The sequence below is a fragment of the Rhodanobacteraceae bacterium genome, assembly GCA_016713135.1.
Taxonomy (GTDB): domain Bacteria; phylum Pseudomonadota; class Gammaproteobacteria; order Xanthomonadales; family SZUA-5; genus JADKFD01.
Map to the genome: position 1 here is coordinate 116102 of JADJPR010000018.1, position 16006 is coordinate 132107.

Genomic DNA, 16006 nt, shown 5'->3' on the forward strand with positions numbered 1-16006 from the left:
CAGTGTGCGGCATGCGTGCTTTGCCGCCCACAACCCACAACCCACAACCCACAACCCACAACCCACACCCACAACCCACAACCGGCGCTAGCGCAGTCCCGCGATCACATCCCGTTCAATCCATCCGCAGAGCAGCGCGCGCGCCGGTTCGACCAGCGCCGCCGGGTCCGGGTGGCCGGACTCGCGCGCCAGTTGCTCGACCAGCTCAAGCCCGCTGCGGCCGCTGTCTTCCTGCACCAGCGCCAGCAGGCGCGCGGCGAGTGGTTCCAGCGCCTGGAACTGCACCTTGTCGGCGCGGTTGCGGTAGATCAGCAGCCAGGTCGGCTGCGCCGGCGCTTCCGTGGGCTGGAATTCGCGCCGGATCAGATGCACCGGGTAGCGGTAGCCGAGCAGCCAGGCGCAGGGCGCGGGCACTGGTATTGATTCGATCGGGTCGCCGTCGCGGGTCTCGATGGCCACCGCGTCGATGTCGCTGCCGTCCAGGTCCAGTGCCAGTTCGGCCCACTCGTAGTGCGCCAGTTCGTGCAGGAAAGGCCGCTCGGCTGCCCAATGCCCAGGGTGCTCGCCGAGGAAGCGCACGAACTCGCTGCCGAGTTCGTGGAACAGCGGCGTATGTGCGGCGTGATCGGCGTAGAAGCGGCGAACCAGAGCAGTCCATTGCTCGGTGTCGAGCAGCCTGCGGATCACCGGGAAGTTGCCGGAGAGCAGCCCGGCCACATTGTTGAACAACAGCTCGCGATAGATCCCGACGCGCCGGTCTTCCAGACCTTCCGGCGCCGGCACCGCGGCCGGATCCCGCAAGTGGCGCGCCAGCGCCAGCTGCAGATCTTCAAACGGCGGCATGGCGCCGCAAGTCGTGCAGGGGAGAACCGGCGCCGGCAGCCGCCTGCACCGCGCGCACGCGGCCGAGTTCCGCCAGCAGTTGTGGCAGCGGCGGGATGTTGAAATCGCGCTCCAGCAGCGTCGGCTTCACGCCGACGCGGCCGTAGGTGTACTCGAGCAGTTGCCAGACCGGGTCGACCACATCGGCGCCGTGGGTGTCGACGATCAGATCCGGTGCCTCGTTGTAGTGGCCGGCCACATGCAGGTAGGCCACGCGCTCGGCCGGAATGCGGTCGATGAAGGCGCGCGGGTCGTAGCGGTGGTTGACGCTGTTGACGTAGACGTTGTTGACGTCGAGCAGCAGGTCGCAGCCGGCCTCGGCGAGAATGGCCAGCAGAAACTCCGGTTCCGACAGTTCACTCGCCAGCGGGGTGTAGAACGAGGCGTTCTCGATTGCGATGCGCCGGCCCAGGATGTCCTGGGTGCGGCGGATGCGCGCCGCCACGTGCTTCACCGCGTCGGCAGTGAACGGGATTGGCAGCAGATCGTAAAGGTGGGCGCCATCGCTGCACCAGCTCAAATGCTCGCTGTAGAGCGCGATTCCGTGCTCGTCGAGGAAGCCCTTGAGGCGTTGCAGGAAGATTTCGTCCAGCGGGTCTGGGCCGCCTAGCGACAGCGAGAGTCCGTGACAGATGAACGGGTAACGCTCGGTATAGCGGCGGAAGGCCTTGCCCAGCCTTCCGCCGATACCCAGCCAGTTTTCGGGAGCGACCTCGAAGAAATCGACCTCAGCGCGCAGATCGCCGGCGGCTTCGAGTTCCGGCAGCATGCTGCGGCGTAACCCGAGCCCGGCCCGCAGTGGCGCCAGTCGGTTCATGAGTCGCTCCCGTCAGATCAATCGATCAGGCCGCGCCGCCGCACTTGCCTTCTTCCTTGGCCTTGTCGCCGCCGCACTTGCCTTCGCCGCACTTGCCTTCTTCCTTGGCCTTGTCGCCGCCGCACTTGCCTTCACCGCACTTGCCTTCTTCCTTGGCCTTGTCGCCGCCGCACTTGCCTTCGCCGCACTTGCCTTCTTCCTTGGCCTTGTCGCCGCCGCACTTGCCTTCGCCGCACTTGCCTTCTTCCTTGGCCTTCTCGTCGCCGACCAGCATGTAGCCCTGCGCCAGGTCGGTGGCCTGCATGCCGGTGCTGTCGGCGGCGAACGTGCCGAAGCTCAGGCTGCCCAGGAAGGCTGCGCCCACGGCCAGGGAAACCGGCTTGATCATCTTGCTGCTCATGTGTGTGCTCTCCGAATCACAATGGGGCCCCGGCTGGGGCAAGTTTGGGCTGCCTGCGCAGCCACGGTGCAGCCGACCGTCATCGGCCGCATTACGTTATGCCGGCCGCGTGACAAACACAATCATTCGCAACCGGCACGGCGCAACAGACCGGGGTACGCGCGAATCGCTTTCAACGGATGCGCGACGGGCGCGATTTAGATCCGACAGGCCGACGAGCGGCCTTTCCGCCGGCAGGCTTGCCAGGGCGTGCGGGCTTGCCGGTGTTCGTGGGCTTGCGCGTTTGCGTGGCCTTGCCTGGACGCGCGGGCTTGCTGTCGCGGGCAGGCTTCCCACGCGGGCTTGCGCTGGCCGGCCCTGGCTTGCCCCGCTTGCCCGGATGTCGCGTCGGTCCTGTGGGCGCGGGCTCCGCCCGCGTGCCTTCGCCACGCCCCTTGCCGGAAGGCGCGGCGGCATCCCGTCGGTGCAACGGGTGTGGAGACTTGGCGAAGGGCGCTGGCTCCGGCCGCGCATGCCTGGCCGTTGCGATGGCTGCTACCGCAGCGGTCGGCACCACCGCGACCGTGATCTCTTCGCGATCATGGTAGAGCTGGCGTGCCCGCAGCGCGTAGCCCTGTCGCACCAGCGGCGCCAGCAGCCCGCGCGCGCGCTGCCAGGCTTCGAAGCGGCGTTTCATCGGCAGCTTGAGGTTGAAGATCGCCGCGCGACAGAGACCCTCGCGGAACCAGCGGGCAACCAGTTCCGCCACCCGGTCCGGCTGCTCGACCATGTCGCAGACCAGCCAGTCTACGGTTTTCGGCGGACGGTAGCGGAAGCCGTCCTCGCGCAAGTGCTGCACCCGCCCGCTGTCCATCAGCCGCTGGTCGATGCGGCCATTGTCGATCGCCCAGACCTTGATGCCGCGCTGCACCAACTGGAAGGTCCAGCCGCCGGGTGCCGCCCCCAGGTCGACCGCTGTCCCGCCGCTGCGCAGCAGACGCTCGCGCTCGGCAGGCGTCAGCAGTACGTGGAAGGCTTCTTCCAGCTTGAGCGTGGAACGCGACGGTGCCTCGCGCGGAAACCTGAGGCGCGGGATGCCGCCGGGAAACGGCGCGCCGCCGCCAGTTGGCGGACGGCCGACCAGCGCGTGAGTGCCGGACAGCATCCAGACTGCCGCCGGAGTGCCATCGGCACTGACCTGCGCCTGCAGACGCGCGTCCAGCGCCCCCAGCAGCGGGGCCAGCGGACGCGTGTCATCGCTGTCGGGCGCCAGCAGCGCCAGCGCGGAAATCGGGCGCAGCGGCTGCAACGCGTCGGCCAACGGCGTCACCCGGTCCTTCACGCCCAGTGCCGGCAGTTCCGCGTGCGCGATGAGCAGATCGCGGGCGTAGACCAGGTCATGCAGGGGCGGCACGCACGCTGCGCCGAGCACGCGCACCACCGCCGGTTGCGATGAACCGACCTCAGCCGCACCGCCGTTCGCCGCGAACCAAGCCGAGAGTTCGTCGCACAAATCGCGTTCGAAGCCGGCGCGGCAGAGGAAGGCGAGGTTGCAGGGGGTCACACGGCAGGCCCGTAGGTCAGGGTTCGGCGATCATGCCGGTTTTGCCGGCCCGCGGCTCCTGCCGGGGGCGCTCCGCCTCCGCGTGGACGCATAGCCGGGGTACGCGCACAGCGCGTTCCCCGGGTGCTTGCTGCCAGTCGCCGGCGGTGAATCGCTGCGCGATACACCGCCCTACGCGAAATCAATGCCTGAAGCGGCTCCCACCCTGGGTGAGGCTAGACCCTCAGGCCAGCGCCGCTTCTACCTTGGTCGTCACCGAGGCCGCGCCCGCGCGCACGCCGGCGGCGTGCACCAGGGTGCGCGGCAGCAGGCGGTCGAAGTAGAAGCCAACCGTGGCGAGCTTGGCCTCGCGGAACTCCGGGGTGCCGGCGTAGTTGGCGCGGGTGACGGCCTCGGCCTCGCGGGCCATGAAGTAGGCGAAGGTCACGTAGCCGGAGTAGAACAGGTAGTCGACCGCCGCGGCGCCGATTTCCTCGGCGTTCTGCGCCGACTTCATGCCGATCTCGCGGGTCAGCGCTTCCCACTCCTTCGCGTACTGCGCGACGCTGGCCACCCACGGGGCGATCGCCGCGTTGCCGGCCTGCGCGTGGCAGAAGGCGCCGATCTCGCCGAGGAAGTGGCGCAGGCCCACGGCCTGCTGGCCCATGATCTTGCGCCCCAGCAAATCCAGCGCCTGGATCTGGGTGGTACCTTCGTAGATGGTGGTGATGCGCGCATCGCGCAGGAACTGCTCCAGGCCCCACTCATGGATGTAGCCATGGCCGCCGAACACCTGCATGCCGTGGCTGGTGCACTCGATGGCCAACTCGGTCAGCATCGCCTTGCTGATTGGCGTCAGGAAGCTCAGCAGTTCATCGGCACGCTGGCGCACCGCGGCGTCAGTGTGGTGCGAGACCAGGTCACGAATAGGAGCACAGCGCGCGGCCGGCTTCGGCGCAGGCCTTCTGGGTCATCAGCATGCGGCGCACGTCCGGGTGCACGATGATCGGGTCGGCCGGCTTGTCCGGGCGGCGGGCGCCGGAGAGCGCGCGCATCTGCAGGCGGTCCTTTGCATAGGCCAGCGCGTTCTGGTGCGAGACCTCGATCAGCCCGAGGCCCTGCACGCCCACGCCCAAGCGCGCGGTATTCATCATGGTGAACATCGCGGCCAGGCCGCGGTTCGGCTGGCCGATCATGTAACCCTCGGCCTCGTCGAAGTTCATCACGCAGGTGGCCGAGCCCTTCAGGCCCATCTTGTGCTCGATGCTGCCCGGCGCCACCGGATTGCGCTCGCCCACCGTGCCATCGCGCGCAACCTTGAACTTGGGCACGATGAACAGGCTGATGCCCTTGGTCCCGGCCGGAGCGTCCGGCAGGCGCGCCAGCACCAGGTGCACGATGTTCTTGGACAGGTCGTGGTCGCCGGCGGTGATGAAGATCTTGGTGCCGGAGATGCGGTAGCTGCCGTCCGCATTCGGCTCGGCGCGGGTGCGCAGCAGGCCGAGGTCCGATCCGCAGTGCGGCTCGGTCAGGCACATCGTGCCGGTCCACTCGCCGGACAGGATGCGCGGGATGAACACCTCGCGCTGCCACTCTTCGCCGTGGTTGGTCATCGCATCCACCGCACCGGCCGACAGCAGCGGGTAGGTGCCCCAGGCCACGTTGGCGGACTCGATCATTTCCTTGAAGACGTAGCCGACGCTCTCCGGCATGCCCTGGCCGCCGTAAGTCGGCGAGCCGCACAGGCCGGTCCAGCCGCCTTCGACGAAGCGATCGTAGGCATCCTTGAAGGCCGCCGGTGTGGTCACCGACTTGCTGTCCTTGTCGAAATGGCAGCCTTCCGAATCGCCGATCGCGTTGGTCGGCGCAAGTACCTGTTCGCAGAACTTGCCCCCTCCTCCAGCACCGCCTCGATCAATTCACGGGTGAACTGGTCGCCGTTGGGGAGCTGCGCATAGATGCTGGGCGCGTCGAGCACGTCGAACAGCACGAAGCGCATGTCGGTCTGGGGAGCGGTGTACTTCATGGGTGCATCCTCATCGGCAATTCAAGGTGGACGTTTCGAGCGATCAACGGAAGGAGCCCGGTTTCCCCGGCGTCGGCCGCAGCCGGCCCTCGTAGCGCAGCTGGAACCGCACATTAGGCTCGGAGCACTTGAGTTCTCCCTCCAACACATAGGTCAGGCTGGCGTCGCCCGTGAGCGCGCCGAGCGAGGGCAGGGCGGACGCCGGCCCCAGGTCGATACGCACGATGTCGCCGGCCACCGGCGGCAAGGTCTGCGCCAGCGCCTGGCTGCCCTTGCCGGCGGCCAGACCGCCGAGCGCGAGCTTCCAGTCGAAGCGTTCCAGCGTGATGGGCATGCTCGACGGGCTGTCCAGCCGCACCCGGGCGATGTAATGCCCGTCGACGGTTTCGATCTCCTGCACGCTCAAGGTCGGCGGCCCGAGCACCCGGCGCACGCCGCCGCAGCCGGCCAGCATCAGCAGCGCCAGCGCTACCAGCCACCAGGCGGCCTTGGAATGGAAACGGTGTGCGGGCGCCAGCTTGGATGGGTACATCGCGACTTCTCCGTTCAATCGAGCAGGGGGCGCAGCAACAGGCTCAAGGCCAGACTCAATATCACCAGCCAGGTCAGCAGGACGCCAAAGAAGCGGCCATGGCTGTGCCCGGGGCTCTGGGTCAGGCCCACCGCATGCAGCACGCGGGCAAGGATCAGGGTGGCGCCGGCCGCGTGCATTCCCCAGGCCGGGGTCCCGCCGGCCTCGGCCAGCGCCAGCAGGATCAGCGCGATCGGCACGTATTCGACCGCATTGGCGTGAATGCGGACGCGCCGCTCGAGGTCGCGGTTCTGGCCATCGCCGATGCCGATGCGCTCACGCCGGCGGACCTTCACCACGCGCCAGGCGAGCACCAGCAGCAACAGGCCGGCGAGCGCGGCGTAGATCGAGGTGATCGGGAACAGGTTCATGGGAATCCTTCAGGCTTGGAGCCACTCTTCCCAGGGCCCGGTGATCGCCACCGAAAACCCTGGCCGGTAGACATTGGCGAACAGCCAGCGTCCGTCCGGGGATACGCAGCAGCCGGCCCATTCGGACGCGCCGTAGTCGATGCCATCGATGCGCGTGTCGTTCTCGGCCACGGTCAGCAGCCGGCCATCGCGCCCCAGCCACTTGAGGCCTTGCCGCCGGCGGAGCTTGCTGTCCTCGCAGATCACCATGCCCGCGCCGGGTCCCTCGGTGATGTTGTCGGGGTAGTCCATCTGGTCGCGGTCGGAGACCTCATGCATCAATTGCAGCAGCGACTCGCGCGGGTCATAGCGCCACACCTGGCCGCCGTCGGCATCGCCGCCGGAGGTTGAGGTGAACCAGATGCCGTCGCTGCGCTCCAGACAGCCTTCCAGCCGGATGAAGCGCGACGCACCGCCGGCCAGGCCCTGCATCACCACGCCGCCCTGGTCGTGGGTGCCCGGCGAATGACCCTGCATCGGGTTGGCGATCGGCGCCCAGCGCACGCGCCAGGTCTGGCCCACCCGGTGGCCGCGGCGCAGGTCCGGCGCGCCCTCGGCGATCAGCATCTCCAGTGTGCCGCCGCCCGGCAGGTCGCCGCGCACCCGCGGGGTGTAGCGATAGAAGCCGGCGATCTCGTCGCGATCCTCAGTCACAAAGACTTGGCCCGTGGTGCGGTCGACCGCCGCCGCCTCCTTGCGGAACAATCCCAGGTCCCAGATGGGGCGCGCTGTCGCGGGGCCGTCCGCAGCCACTTCGAACGCCAGTCCATGCGGCTGCCGGAGGCCCAGGTCCTGCTTCCCGTCCGCCGGGCGCACCTGGTCGCGGTCGATGACGATTTCCTCGCAACTGATCCAGCTGCCCCATGGTGTGACGCCACCGGCGCAGTTGACCAGGGTGCCGGTCAGCGCCGCCTCGGCGTGCACCAGTTTCTCGGCGGCGGTGTCCAGGCGCAAGCGCACGCAGCCGCCGCCGCAGCGGGGGTCGAAGGCGCCGTCGCCTGGCGCGAACGCCCCGCGGGCGTCGACAATCTCATGGTTGCGCACCAGCGTGAGCACGCTGCCTTCGGTACGCACGATGCCCATGCCATCGGCATTCGCCGGCATCCGTCCGCCACCGGCCAGCGCCTCGCCGGCCCAGCCGAAAGTGAAATAGCGGAAGCCGGGTGGCAGGCGCAGCAACGGCAGCCCGGTCGTGGCGTCACGCACCGGCCGCAAGCCGGTCGCGGTCCGTTGGCGCTGCGGCGACGGGCTGCAGGCGCTGATTCCGCCCAGCCCGCCAACGAGCGCCGAGGTCAACCCGAGCCGGACGGCATGGCGCAGGAACTGGCGGCGTGGATGCGGCATGGCACCTCGGCGGATACGCGGGGGTATGGAGGATACGTCGCGACGGGGGCGCGTGTGGGCGCAGGGCGTCGCGATCGCCCTGCTTTCAGCTAAAAGAGCCGGTGAGCCTGGAATCTGTGGGTTCCGGTCGCCGCTGCGGTTCGCTTGTTCGCGCATCGAACTGGAGGGCACGTAGGAGCCGGTTCGGTGCGAAGGAGCGCCTTTGCGTGCCCTCGTGCCCTCGTGCCCCCCGAATTAACACTGCACAATCAATTTCTTGCGAAACGTCCGGTGGGAGCGGCTTGAGCCGCGATCTCTCGCGCTGAGCCGATCAAAGTTCGCCCATAGACTCGCGGCGATCGAGTGTCGCTGGCGACAAACGACATTCCCCCAGGCCGTTCCGCCGCTTGCTCGACCGTTGTTGCAAAAAAACGACACGTCGAAGGCACTTTTGCAACCGTTAGCTTTTTGTTAGCCTCGCCGACGCTCAGGGATGGGGCTAGGACAAGCGTCCGGTCAGGATGGCAAAAAATCCCGAGATTCATCTGTGAAGTCCTTTGGAGAGTGCAAAATGAACTTGAAGCTTCGAGAGTTGAACCGTGCGATGGCACGCGCGCTCGCGATCGGATCGGTCGCCGCGGTGGCGATGCCGGTGCTCGCGCAGGATGCCGAAGAAGAGACCCGCATCGACACCGTGACGGTCACTGGCTCGCGCGTGAAGCGCGTGGACGCAGAGACTTCGCAGCCTGTCTTCACCATGAGCCGCGAAGACATCAAGGCCCAGGGCCTGACGTCGATCGGCGACGTGATCCAGAACATCACCGCCAACGGCTCCACGCTGAACAGCACGTACAACAACGGCGGCAACGGCGAAACCCGCGTCAGCCTGCGTAACCTCGGCTCGAATCGCACCCTGGTGCTGGTCAACGGCCGACGCTGGGTGGGCGGCACCGGCCTCGGTGGCGCGGTCGACCTGAACACCATCCCGACCGCAGCCGTCGAACGCATCGAAGTGTTGAAGGACGGCGCCTCCGCGATCTACGGTTCCGACGCGATCGCCGGCGTGGTCAACGTTATTCTCCGCTCCGATTTCGTCGGCGCGGAATTCAACACCTACCAGGGTGAGTTCGATGAGGGCGACGGTCAGCGCGAATCGTACGACATGACGATCGGTGCGAGCGGCGATCGCTTCACCGCGTTGATGGGCGCTTCGTACGTCAAGGAACAGCCGGTTGGCGCGGGTGATCGCGAAATCTCCGCCGAGCCGACCATCGGCACGGGCACCACCTTTGGTTCCAGCACCACCCCGTTTGGCCGCTTCCAGATCTGCAACACCGCCACCCCGGTGACCGCACCGCTGTCCTGCCCGGGCGCCAATCGCGTGCTGCCGAACGGCTCGGCTGGCACGTTCACCTACAATCCGGGCGCCTCCGGCACCAACTGGCGCCCGTTCATCGTTCCCGACGACATCTACAACTTCGCCCCGGACAACTACCTGCTGACCCCGCAGGAGCGCACCTCCATCTTCGGCCAGGCCAGCGTCGAGCTGACTGACGACATCAGCTTCAAGATGATGGCCACCTACAACGAGCGCAAGTCCGAGCAGCTGCTCGCGGCGATGCCGGTCGTGCTGGGTACCGGCCCGGGCGCTGGTTTGCAGGCCCGCACGGTGCAGATCCACCAGAACAACCTCTACAACCCGTTTGGCGCGCCGGTCGTGCGCATCCAGCGCCGTGTTGTGGAAACTGGTGGCCGCAGCTTCAAGCAGGACGTCGACACCTTTGCTTTCAACGGTACCCTCGAAGGTTCGTTCTCGCTGGGTGATCGCTACTTCAGCTGGGACGCCGGCTATACGTATGGCAAGAACGACCAAAACGACGTGACCAAGGGGCTTTTCAATTTGCTGGCCCTCCGCCAGTCTCTTGGCCCGTCGATGCTGGTGAATGGTGTGCCGACCTGCGTCTCGACTCCGGGCAATGCCTCGACGGCGATCGCGGGCTGCGTTCCTTTGAATCTGCTCGGCGCGCCGGGCTCCATCACGGACGACATGCTTGCGTTCAGCTCTTTCATAGCGCACGACCAGTTCGGCTACGAAATTTGCACGGTGCTGACCGATGTCACGATGGCCAAGACGCTCGAGTTCAGCCTGGCGACCCGCTATTCGGATTACAGCAACTTCGGAGACACTACCAATTCTTCCTTCGGCATGAAGTGGAAGCCGATCGACGAGTTGCTGGTCCGCGCCAGTTATGGCGAGGGCTTTCGCGCTCCCAGCGTCCTCGAACTGTTCCAGGGTGTGTCCGATAACTTCCCGCAGATTTCCGACCCCTGCAACACGGTCCGTTTTGGTGGTCTGAGCGCCGATGCGCAGGCGCGCTGCCGCGCGCAGGGCGTGCCCGCCGGTGGCTACGAGCAGGGCAACCCGCAGATCCGCACGCTGGTCGGTGGTGAGCCGAATCTTACGGCGGAAACTTCGGTGTCCAAGAACGTCGGCATCGTCTTCAGCCCGACCTTCCTGGAAGGCTTCGACGTGTCCGTCGACTGGTGGCAAATCCGTCTGAAAGATTCGCTCGGGTCCGCCGGAGCGCAGCCCATCTTGGATCAATGCATCCTGAACAACAATCAGGCCTATTGCGCACGATTCAGCCGCCTGCCGGGCGGTGAGATCGATGAGCTTTTGGACACAACAGACAACTTCGGTCCCTCGGAAATCGAGGGTATCGATGTCGCGTTCAATTACGTCCTCCCGGATACCGACTACGGCACCTTCTCCTTCTCGCTGGACAACACCTACGTCCTGGATTACCGCCGAGATGATAATCTCGATGGAGATTTGGATGATAGCCTCGTGGGCGAGTACGAGGACGGCATCACCAGCAACAACTGGCGCCTGCGTTCCAACTTGGCCACGCGCTGGGAGATGGGCAACTGGGGTGCGACCTGGAACACGCGTTACTACTCGCGTCAGGAAGAAGACTGCCAGTTCATGGTCGACTACGGCTTCGGTGACCTGTGCTCCGATCCGAACCGCGTCGATGCCGACGGCAACCCGGCCGCCCAGAACGTGCTCGGCGGTACCACGTACCACGATCTGGCTGGCTACTGGAATGCCCCGTGGGATGCGCGTATCACGGTGGGCGTGAACAACATTGGCGACAAGAATCCGCCGGTGTCGTTCTCGACCTTCGCGAACAGCTTCGACCCGCAGTACGAAGTCCCGGGTCGCTTCTACTACATGCAGTACTCGCAGCGCTTCTGATGCGATCCTGATGTAGGTTTGCGACGACTGTGGCCCCGCGAGGGGCCACAGTCTTTTGCGGGGACCGCAACTCCAGCTCGCGAAGGCGAATGGCTTGGCAGGCGGCCGGGTTTCTCGAACATCTCCTCGTGGAGCGATGGATTGAGCGCAACAGATCACAACGGCGCGGCGTCCAGCAGAAAACTGCTCGAAGGAATCGACGCGGCGCTGGCTCGTGGTGCACTCGATGAGGCGATCCAGTTGGGGGAAACCCTGGTCGAACTGCAGCCCCGCAACGTCATTGGGCGGGTGCGCCTGGTGTCGGCGCTGCTGCAGCGAGGAGAGTTCGGCAGAGCCCATTGGCACGCGTTGGCGGCTGCCGAGTTGAAGCCGGAAAAGCCTGAATTGGTCCTTTCTCTCGCGCGCCAGTTGATCCGCTTCCTCGAGAACGATGCGCTGATCGGTTGCTTGCGCAACCTCGGTTTCCGTCGCGCGGCGACAGCGCAAGTGCTGGCCGAGGCGGGAGTCTTGCTCAGCAATATCGGCGCACATGATGAAGCCGTCGCCATGCTGGATCTCGCATTGCAGCGGGACCCCCGGCATGCGCCGTCGCGATACTTTCGCGGCAACCTGCACATGTTCGCCGGCGAACTTGCCCAAGCCGAGCGGTCGCTGGAACTCAGCCTGTCCGCGGATCCGCGGTTTGCGCAGGCCTCATGGGTGCTGTCGTCACTGTACCCGCAGACGACCGAGCGCAATCATGTCTCCCGGATTCAGGAACAACTGCGGCAGGCTCAGCCAGGGCTGGGGGCAGAGATTTACCTGAATTTCGCGCTCTTCAATGAGCTGCACGATCTTGAGCGTTACCCTGAGGCCTGGTCAGCATTGGAGCGTGGATGCGCGGCCAAGCGCCGACGCATTCACTACGATCACGCCGACACCATGGGCGTTTTCCCGCGGTTGATGGCGCAATGCGATGCGGATTTCGTTGCCGCGCGCCCGATCGAATCACCGAAGCTGACCCCGATTTTCATTGTGGGCATGCACCGCACCGGCACCACCTTGCTCGAGCGTGTGCTTGCAGGTCACCCTGATGTCGCCGATGGCGGCGAAAGTTACGCATTCAATGTCGACATGAAGCTGCAGGCCGATTACGGCTTCCCGGGCATGCTCGACGCAGAATTGATCCGGCGCGCCGCAGCAATCGATTTTCGTCGGGTGGGTGAACGTTTCACGGCGCGATGTATCCGGCGCGCAAATGGCCGGCAATGGTTCACGGAAAAGCTGCCGTCGAATTTTCTGAATGTCGGGTATATTGCGAAGGCACTCCCGCATGCGAAATTCCTGCATCTGGTTCGCGACCCGCGGGAGACCTGTTTTTCGAATTTGCGGACCTTGTTTTCCGAGGCCTGCGGGTACTCCTACCAACAGGGCGAGCTCGCCGATTATTATCTTGGTTATCGCAAATTGATGGAGCATTGGCATCGGGTGCTCCCGGGGCGCATTCTCGATGTTGATTTCGTTCGCTTGACCAACGACACCGAGGCGGTTGCGAAAGAAGTCTTCGACTATTGTGGTCTATCGTTCGTGGCAGAAGCGCTGAACACCGAGAAGACGCGTGGTGTGGTCGCCACCGCCAGTAGTGCGCAGGTGCGCCCGCAAAATCAGTGCGCATACGGTTCCGGCATGGAGCCACTATCGCCAGCAACTGGAGCCACTGTTGTCTCGCCTGGCCCTACTCGGGAACAGTCAGAGCGATCGCGGCAACTGACAATCGGAGCGATTGTCGCCGCAAGTTCCGCGGATTGAAGTGGTGTCGCAATCGCCAGTTGCCGCATGGGCCGGCGCTTGCGCAGCAAGCAGCTTGGCGATATGGTCTGTTCACGTCGTGAACGGATCGTTGGCATCTTGCAATCCTGGTTCGCTGTCCTCACCAAGCCACGCGCCGAGGCTGAAGCACAGCTCTGCTTGACGCGGCAGGGCTTCGAGACCTTGTTTGCAAGGACTCGGCGCAGCGTGCGGGCGGCGTCGGGCATGGTGGTGCGTACCGAATCGCTGTTCCCGCGCTACATCTTCCTGCACTCGGATCCGTCCTTGCAGTCCCTGGAGCCGGTCCGCAGTACCCGCGGGGAACAGATCCGGCTGCGCATGGATCCCGACGATGGATTCGTGCGCCTGGCGCCGCCGGATCTGCAGCCGGGCGCAAAGGTCCGGATCAACGAAGGCCCCTTCAGCGGCATGGACGCCATCTTCGCGGCTACCCATGGCGAAGATCGGGTGCGCCTGCTGCTGTCGCTGCTGGGCACCGAACGCGAGATCGTGGTTCCGAAGCACGTCCTCGGCGCGCGCATCTGACCTCGGCAAAACCTGGCTGTCCGGCCATGCGGGCCTACACCGCAGGGCGGCAGCGTGGGGGGCAGGGATCAGCCCGCTGCCGTCCCCGGATTTCAACGACCACTCCATGCTCGACGACGAGACCCGCTACCGCCTGCTCCGGCTGCTGACCGAGCATCCGAACCACTCGCAGCGCGAGCTGGCGGGCGAGCTTGGCCTGTCGCTGGGCAAGACCAACTACTGCCTGCGCGCACTCATCGAACGCGGTTGGGTCAAGGTGCAGAACTTCCGCAACAGCCACAACAAGCTCGGCTATGCCTACGTGCTGACGCCCAATGGAGCGATCGCCAAGCTGCGTGCCACGACCGACTTCCTGCGACGCAAGCAGGATGAGTATTCCCGGCTGGAGCGCGAGATCGCGCAGTTGCGCCTGGAAGTGCAGCGCTTGGGCGATGCGTCAGACGCCGCGCAGGCAATGTCGGGGAACTGGGAGGCGCCGCGGTGGATCACAGTCCGCATGCCCGTATGGCGTCATCGTGGCAGGGCATCGTGGTGACTACGGTCACGCGGCGCACGCCGCCCGCGCTGATGCGCTTGCGGGCTTCATGGCCTCCGCGCTGTTGATCCTGGCCTTGCTGCTGGGCGGCGGCACACGCAATCACCTGTTCACCGATCTCCTTGTGCAGCTGGCATCGGTCGGAGTGCTTGTCTACGGCCTGAGTCGCCTACGCTGGCGTGAGCTCGATCGTTCCGGACGCCGGCGCGCTGTTCGTCCTGATGCTGGTGCTGGCCTTGCCCCGCTGCTCCAGTGCCTGCCGCTTCCTTGGTTTGGTCAGCAGCGGCGCCGGACGCGCCGCAATCTGGGCCCAGCACACCACCTTGGGACTCGATACGCCTGCTTTCGCACCCTGGTCACTGGATCCCAACGGAACCCTCGCGGCGCTCCGCGGATTGTTGCCCGCTGCGGCGATGGCGCTGATCGCTGTTCAGCTTGAGACCGCTTGGTTGCGCCGCCTGACTCTGATCGTGATCGTCATCGCGTTGTTGATGGTGCCGATCGGCATCGCCCAGGTCGCGCAGGGGCCGCACAGCGGGCCTCGGCCCTATGTGCCCACCAATGTGCACGATGCGGTGGGACTGTTCGCCAATCGCAATCACTACGCCAGCCTGCTCGCAGTGGCTCTGGTGCTGGTGCTCGGCGGCATGACCCTCGACGCGCGCCGGCTTCAGCAGCGTTCCGGTCGCGCCCTGCGCATGCTTGGCTGGCTGCTGGTCGGCTCGATGTTGTTGCTTGGGGTGGTGCTCAGCCGTTCGCGTGCGGGTGTCGGACTGGCGGGGCTGGTCCTGGTCGCGATGCTGCTGCTCGCGTTTGTGCGGCGGCGCTCGCATCCACAGGTCTTCCATTGGCTGCTGGCCTTTACCGTGTTCGGCGGATTGATCGCGTTCCAGTTCGGCTTCCTCGGCATCGCAGACCTTGCTGCAGCAGGGCGACCAGCGCTTCGACATCAACGCCAGCGTGCTGGCCGTCGCCGGCCAATTTGGCTGGCTTGGGACTGGTTTGGGCAGCTTTCCGGCGGTGTATGCGGCATATGAGCCCATCGACCTGGTCGGTCCCAAGATCCTCAACCACGCGCACAACGATTGGGCCGAGTTGTGGGTGGAACTGGGCGTGTTGCTGCCGATGGCCGCCCTGGCATTCGGATGGTGGCTATGGCGACGGGTCCGCGAACTCGCGGCGAGTGGCACGCTGAGCCCGGGGGAGAACGCGCTGCGCCTGGCGGGGATCGGTGTGATCGGCGTCCTCGCCTGCCATTCGCTGGTCGATTACCCATTGCGCACCACTTCGCTCTCGGTGGTCTTCGCGCTTGCGTGCGCGCTCTGCACGCGCAGGCTCGTGAGCGCCAGCCACCGAAGGTCAGCGGCATGACTGCGGCTCTGCTGGAAGTCCTCGCACTGCCGTTGGGTATCGAGTGGCAGGCGCTGACCTTGTCGCAACAGTTGGAGCGCCTGCGCCGGCACCGCCTGCTGCCGATTGCGCTGCACCACGCGCGCGCGGCCGGCGCGGAGCTTGGCGCGGTCCTGGAGGGGATGTGGGAATCGCTGGTGGCCCATGGTCGTCGCCAGCTCGCGGCCGACGCTTCCATGCTGGCGCGTGTGTTTGCGGCGCTCACGCGGCGTGACTGTCCGGTTCTGTTGTTGAAGGGGGCGGCGCTCGGCCGTTGGCTCTATCCCGCGCCGGAACTGCGCCTGTCGAGCGATGTCGACATCCTCGTTCCGCCGCGTCGCAGGCTGGATACGCATGCGGCGATGCTCGATGCCGGTCTCGCGGGCGATGGTTTCAGCCAGCACGACCTGGCCAGCAACCAGGCCAGTTACACGGATCCGGTAACTGCGGGCCACATCGACCTGCACTGGGCAATGAGCGTGGTGCCTGAGCTGGCCTGCCGTTTCGAGTTCGCCCAGCTGCACGCACGCTCGCAGCC

General features: G+C 65.9%; 14 protein-coding genes and 1 pseudogene. 7 read left to right on the plus strand and 8 right to left on the minus strand.

The features are described from left to right. Positions 1-87: 87 nt before the first annotated feature. The 8 genes and pseudogenes from IPK27_14830 to IPK27_14865 all read right to left on the minus strand — a co-directional run bounded on the left by IPK27_14830 (position 88) and on the right by IPK27_14865 (position 7972). Positions 88-843, minus strand: a complete 756-nt coding sequence (locus tag IPK27_14830) for a putative DNA-binding domain-containing protein (protein ID MBK8068844.1) — start codon at positions 841-843, stop codon at positions 88-90. Continuing rightward, entirely contained in the window at positions 830-1699 is an 870-nt protein-coding gene (locus tag IPK27_14835) for a DUF692 domain-containing protein (protein MBK8068845.1), read from the minus strand. Before IPK27_14835 ends, IPK27_14830 begins: the two co-directional genes overlap by 14 nt. 25 nt (positions 1700-1724) lie before the next feature. Then, the gene (locus tag IPK27_14840; GenBank protein ID MBK8068846.1) at positions 1725-2099 is read right to left on the minus strand and encodes a hypothetical protein; all 375 of its coding nucleotides are present in this window, start codon (positions 2097-2099) and stop codon (positions 1725-1727) included. A 172-nt stretch (positions 2100-2271) separates the two neighbouring features. Beyond that, a complete protein-coding gene (rlmM, locus tag IPK27_14845; protein MBK8068847.1) occupies positions 2272-3642 on the minus strand; it encodes a 23S rRNA (cytidine(2498)-2'-O)-methyltransferase RlmM in 1371 nt (456 codons plus the stop codon). 223 nt (positions 3643-3865) lie between these two features. Further along, a pseudogene (locus tag IPK27_14850) lies at positions 3866-5647 on the minus strand (acyl-CoA dehydrogenase C-terminal domain-containing protein). A 43-nt stretch (positions 5648-5690) separates the two neighbouring features. Beyond that, positions 5691-6179: a hypothetical protein gene (locus tag IPK27_14855; protein MBK8068848.1), complete on the minus strand. Its 489-nt coding sequence runs from the start codon at positions 6177-6179 to the stop codon at positions 5691-5693. Positions 6180-6193: 14 nt separating this feature from the next. Beyond that, entirely contained in the window at positions 6194-6589 is a 396-nt protein-coding gene (locus tag IPK27_14860; GenBank protein MBK8068849.1) for an MAPEG family protein, read from the minus strand. 9 nt (positions 6590-6598) lie between these two features. Further along, positions 6599-7972: a DUF839 domain-containing protein gene (locus tag IPK27_14865; protein ID MBK8068850.1), complete on the minus strand. Its 1374-nt coding sequence runs from the start codon at positions 7970-7972 to the stop codon at positions 6599-6601. 550 nt (positions 7973-8522) lie between these two features. Between IPK27_14865 and IPK27_14870 the strand changes: the two genes are divergently transcribed. The 7 genes from IPK27_14870 to IPK27_14900 all read left to right on the plus strand — a co-directional run. Continuing rightward, a complete protein-coding gene (locus IPK27_14870) occupies positions 8523-11210 on the plus strand; it encodes a TonB-dependent receptor (GenBank protein ID MBK8068851.1) in 2688 nt (895 codons plus the stop codon). A gap of 141 nt (positions 11211-11351) precedes the next feature. Further along, positions 11352-12998, plus strand: a complete 1647-nt coding sequence (locus tag IPK27_14875) for a sulfotransferase (protein MBK8068852.1) — start codon at positions 11352-11354, stop codon at positions 12996-12998. 99 nt (positions 12999-13097) lie between these two features. Continuing rightward, positions 13098-13544, plus strand: a complete 447-nt coding sequence (locus IPK27_14880) for a hypothetical protein (protein MBK8068853.1) — start codon at positions 13098-13100, stop codon at positions 13542-13544. Between the two features lie 106 nt (positions 13545-13650). Beyond that, positions 13651-14079: a MarR family EPS-associated transcriptional regulator gene (locus IPK27_14885; protein ID MBK8068854.1), complete on the plus strand. Its 429-nt coding sequence runs from the start codon at positions 13651-13653 to the stop codon at positions 14077-14079. Between the two features lie 221 nt (positions 14080-14300). Next, positions 14301-15116 carry a hypothetical protein gene (locus IPK27_14890; protein ID MBK8068855.1) on the plus strand — a complete coding sequence of 272 codons (816 nt, stop codon included), beginning with the start codon at positions 14301-14303 and terminating at the stop codon, positions 15114-15116. Beyond that, positions 15040-15450, plus strand: coding sequence for a hypothetical protein (locus tag IPK27_14895; protein ID MBK8068856.1), 411 nt, complete (start codon positions 15040-15042; stop codon positions 15448-15450). Before IPK27_14890 ends, IPK27_14895 begins: the two co-directional genes overlap by 77 nt. Next, on the plus strand, positions 15447-16006 hold a 560-nt coding region (locus IPK27_14900; protein MBK8068857.1), incomplete at its 3' end, for a nucleotidyltransferase family protein. The genes IPK27_14895 and IPK27_14900, both read left to right, overlap by 4 nt.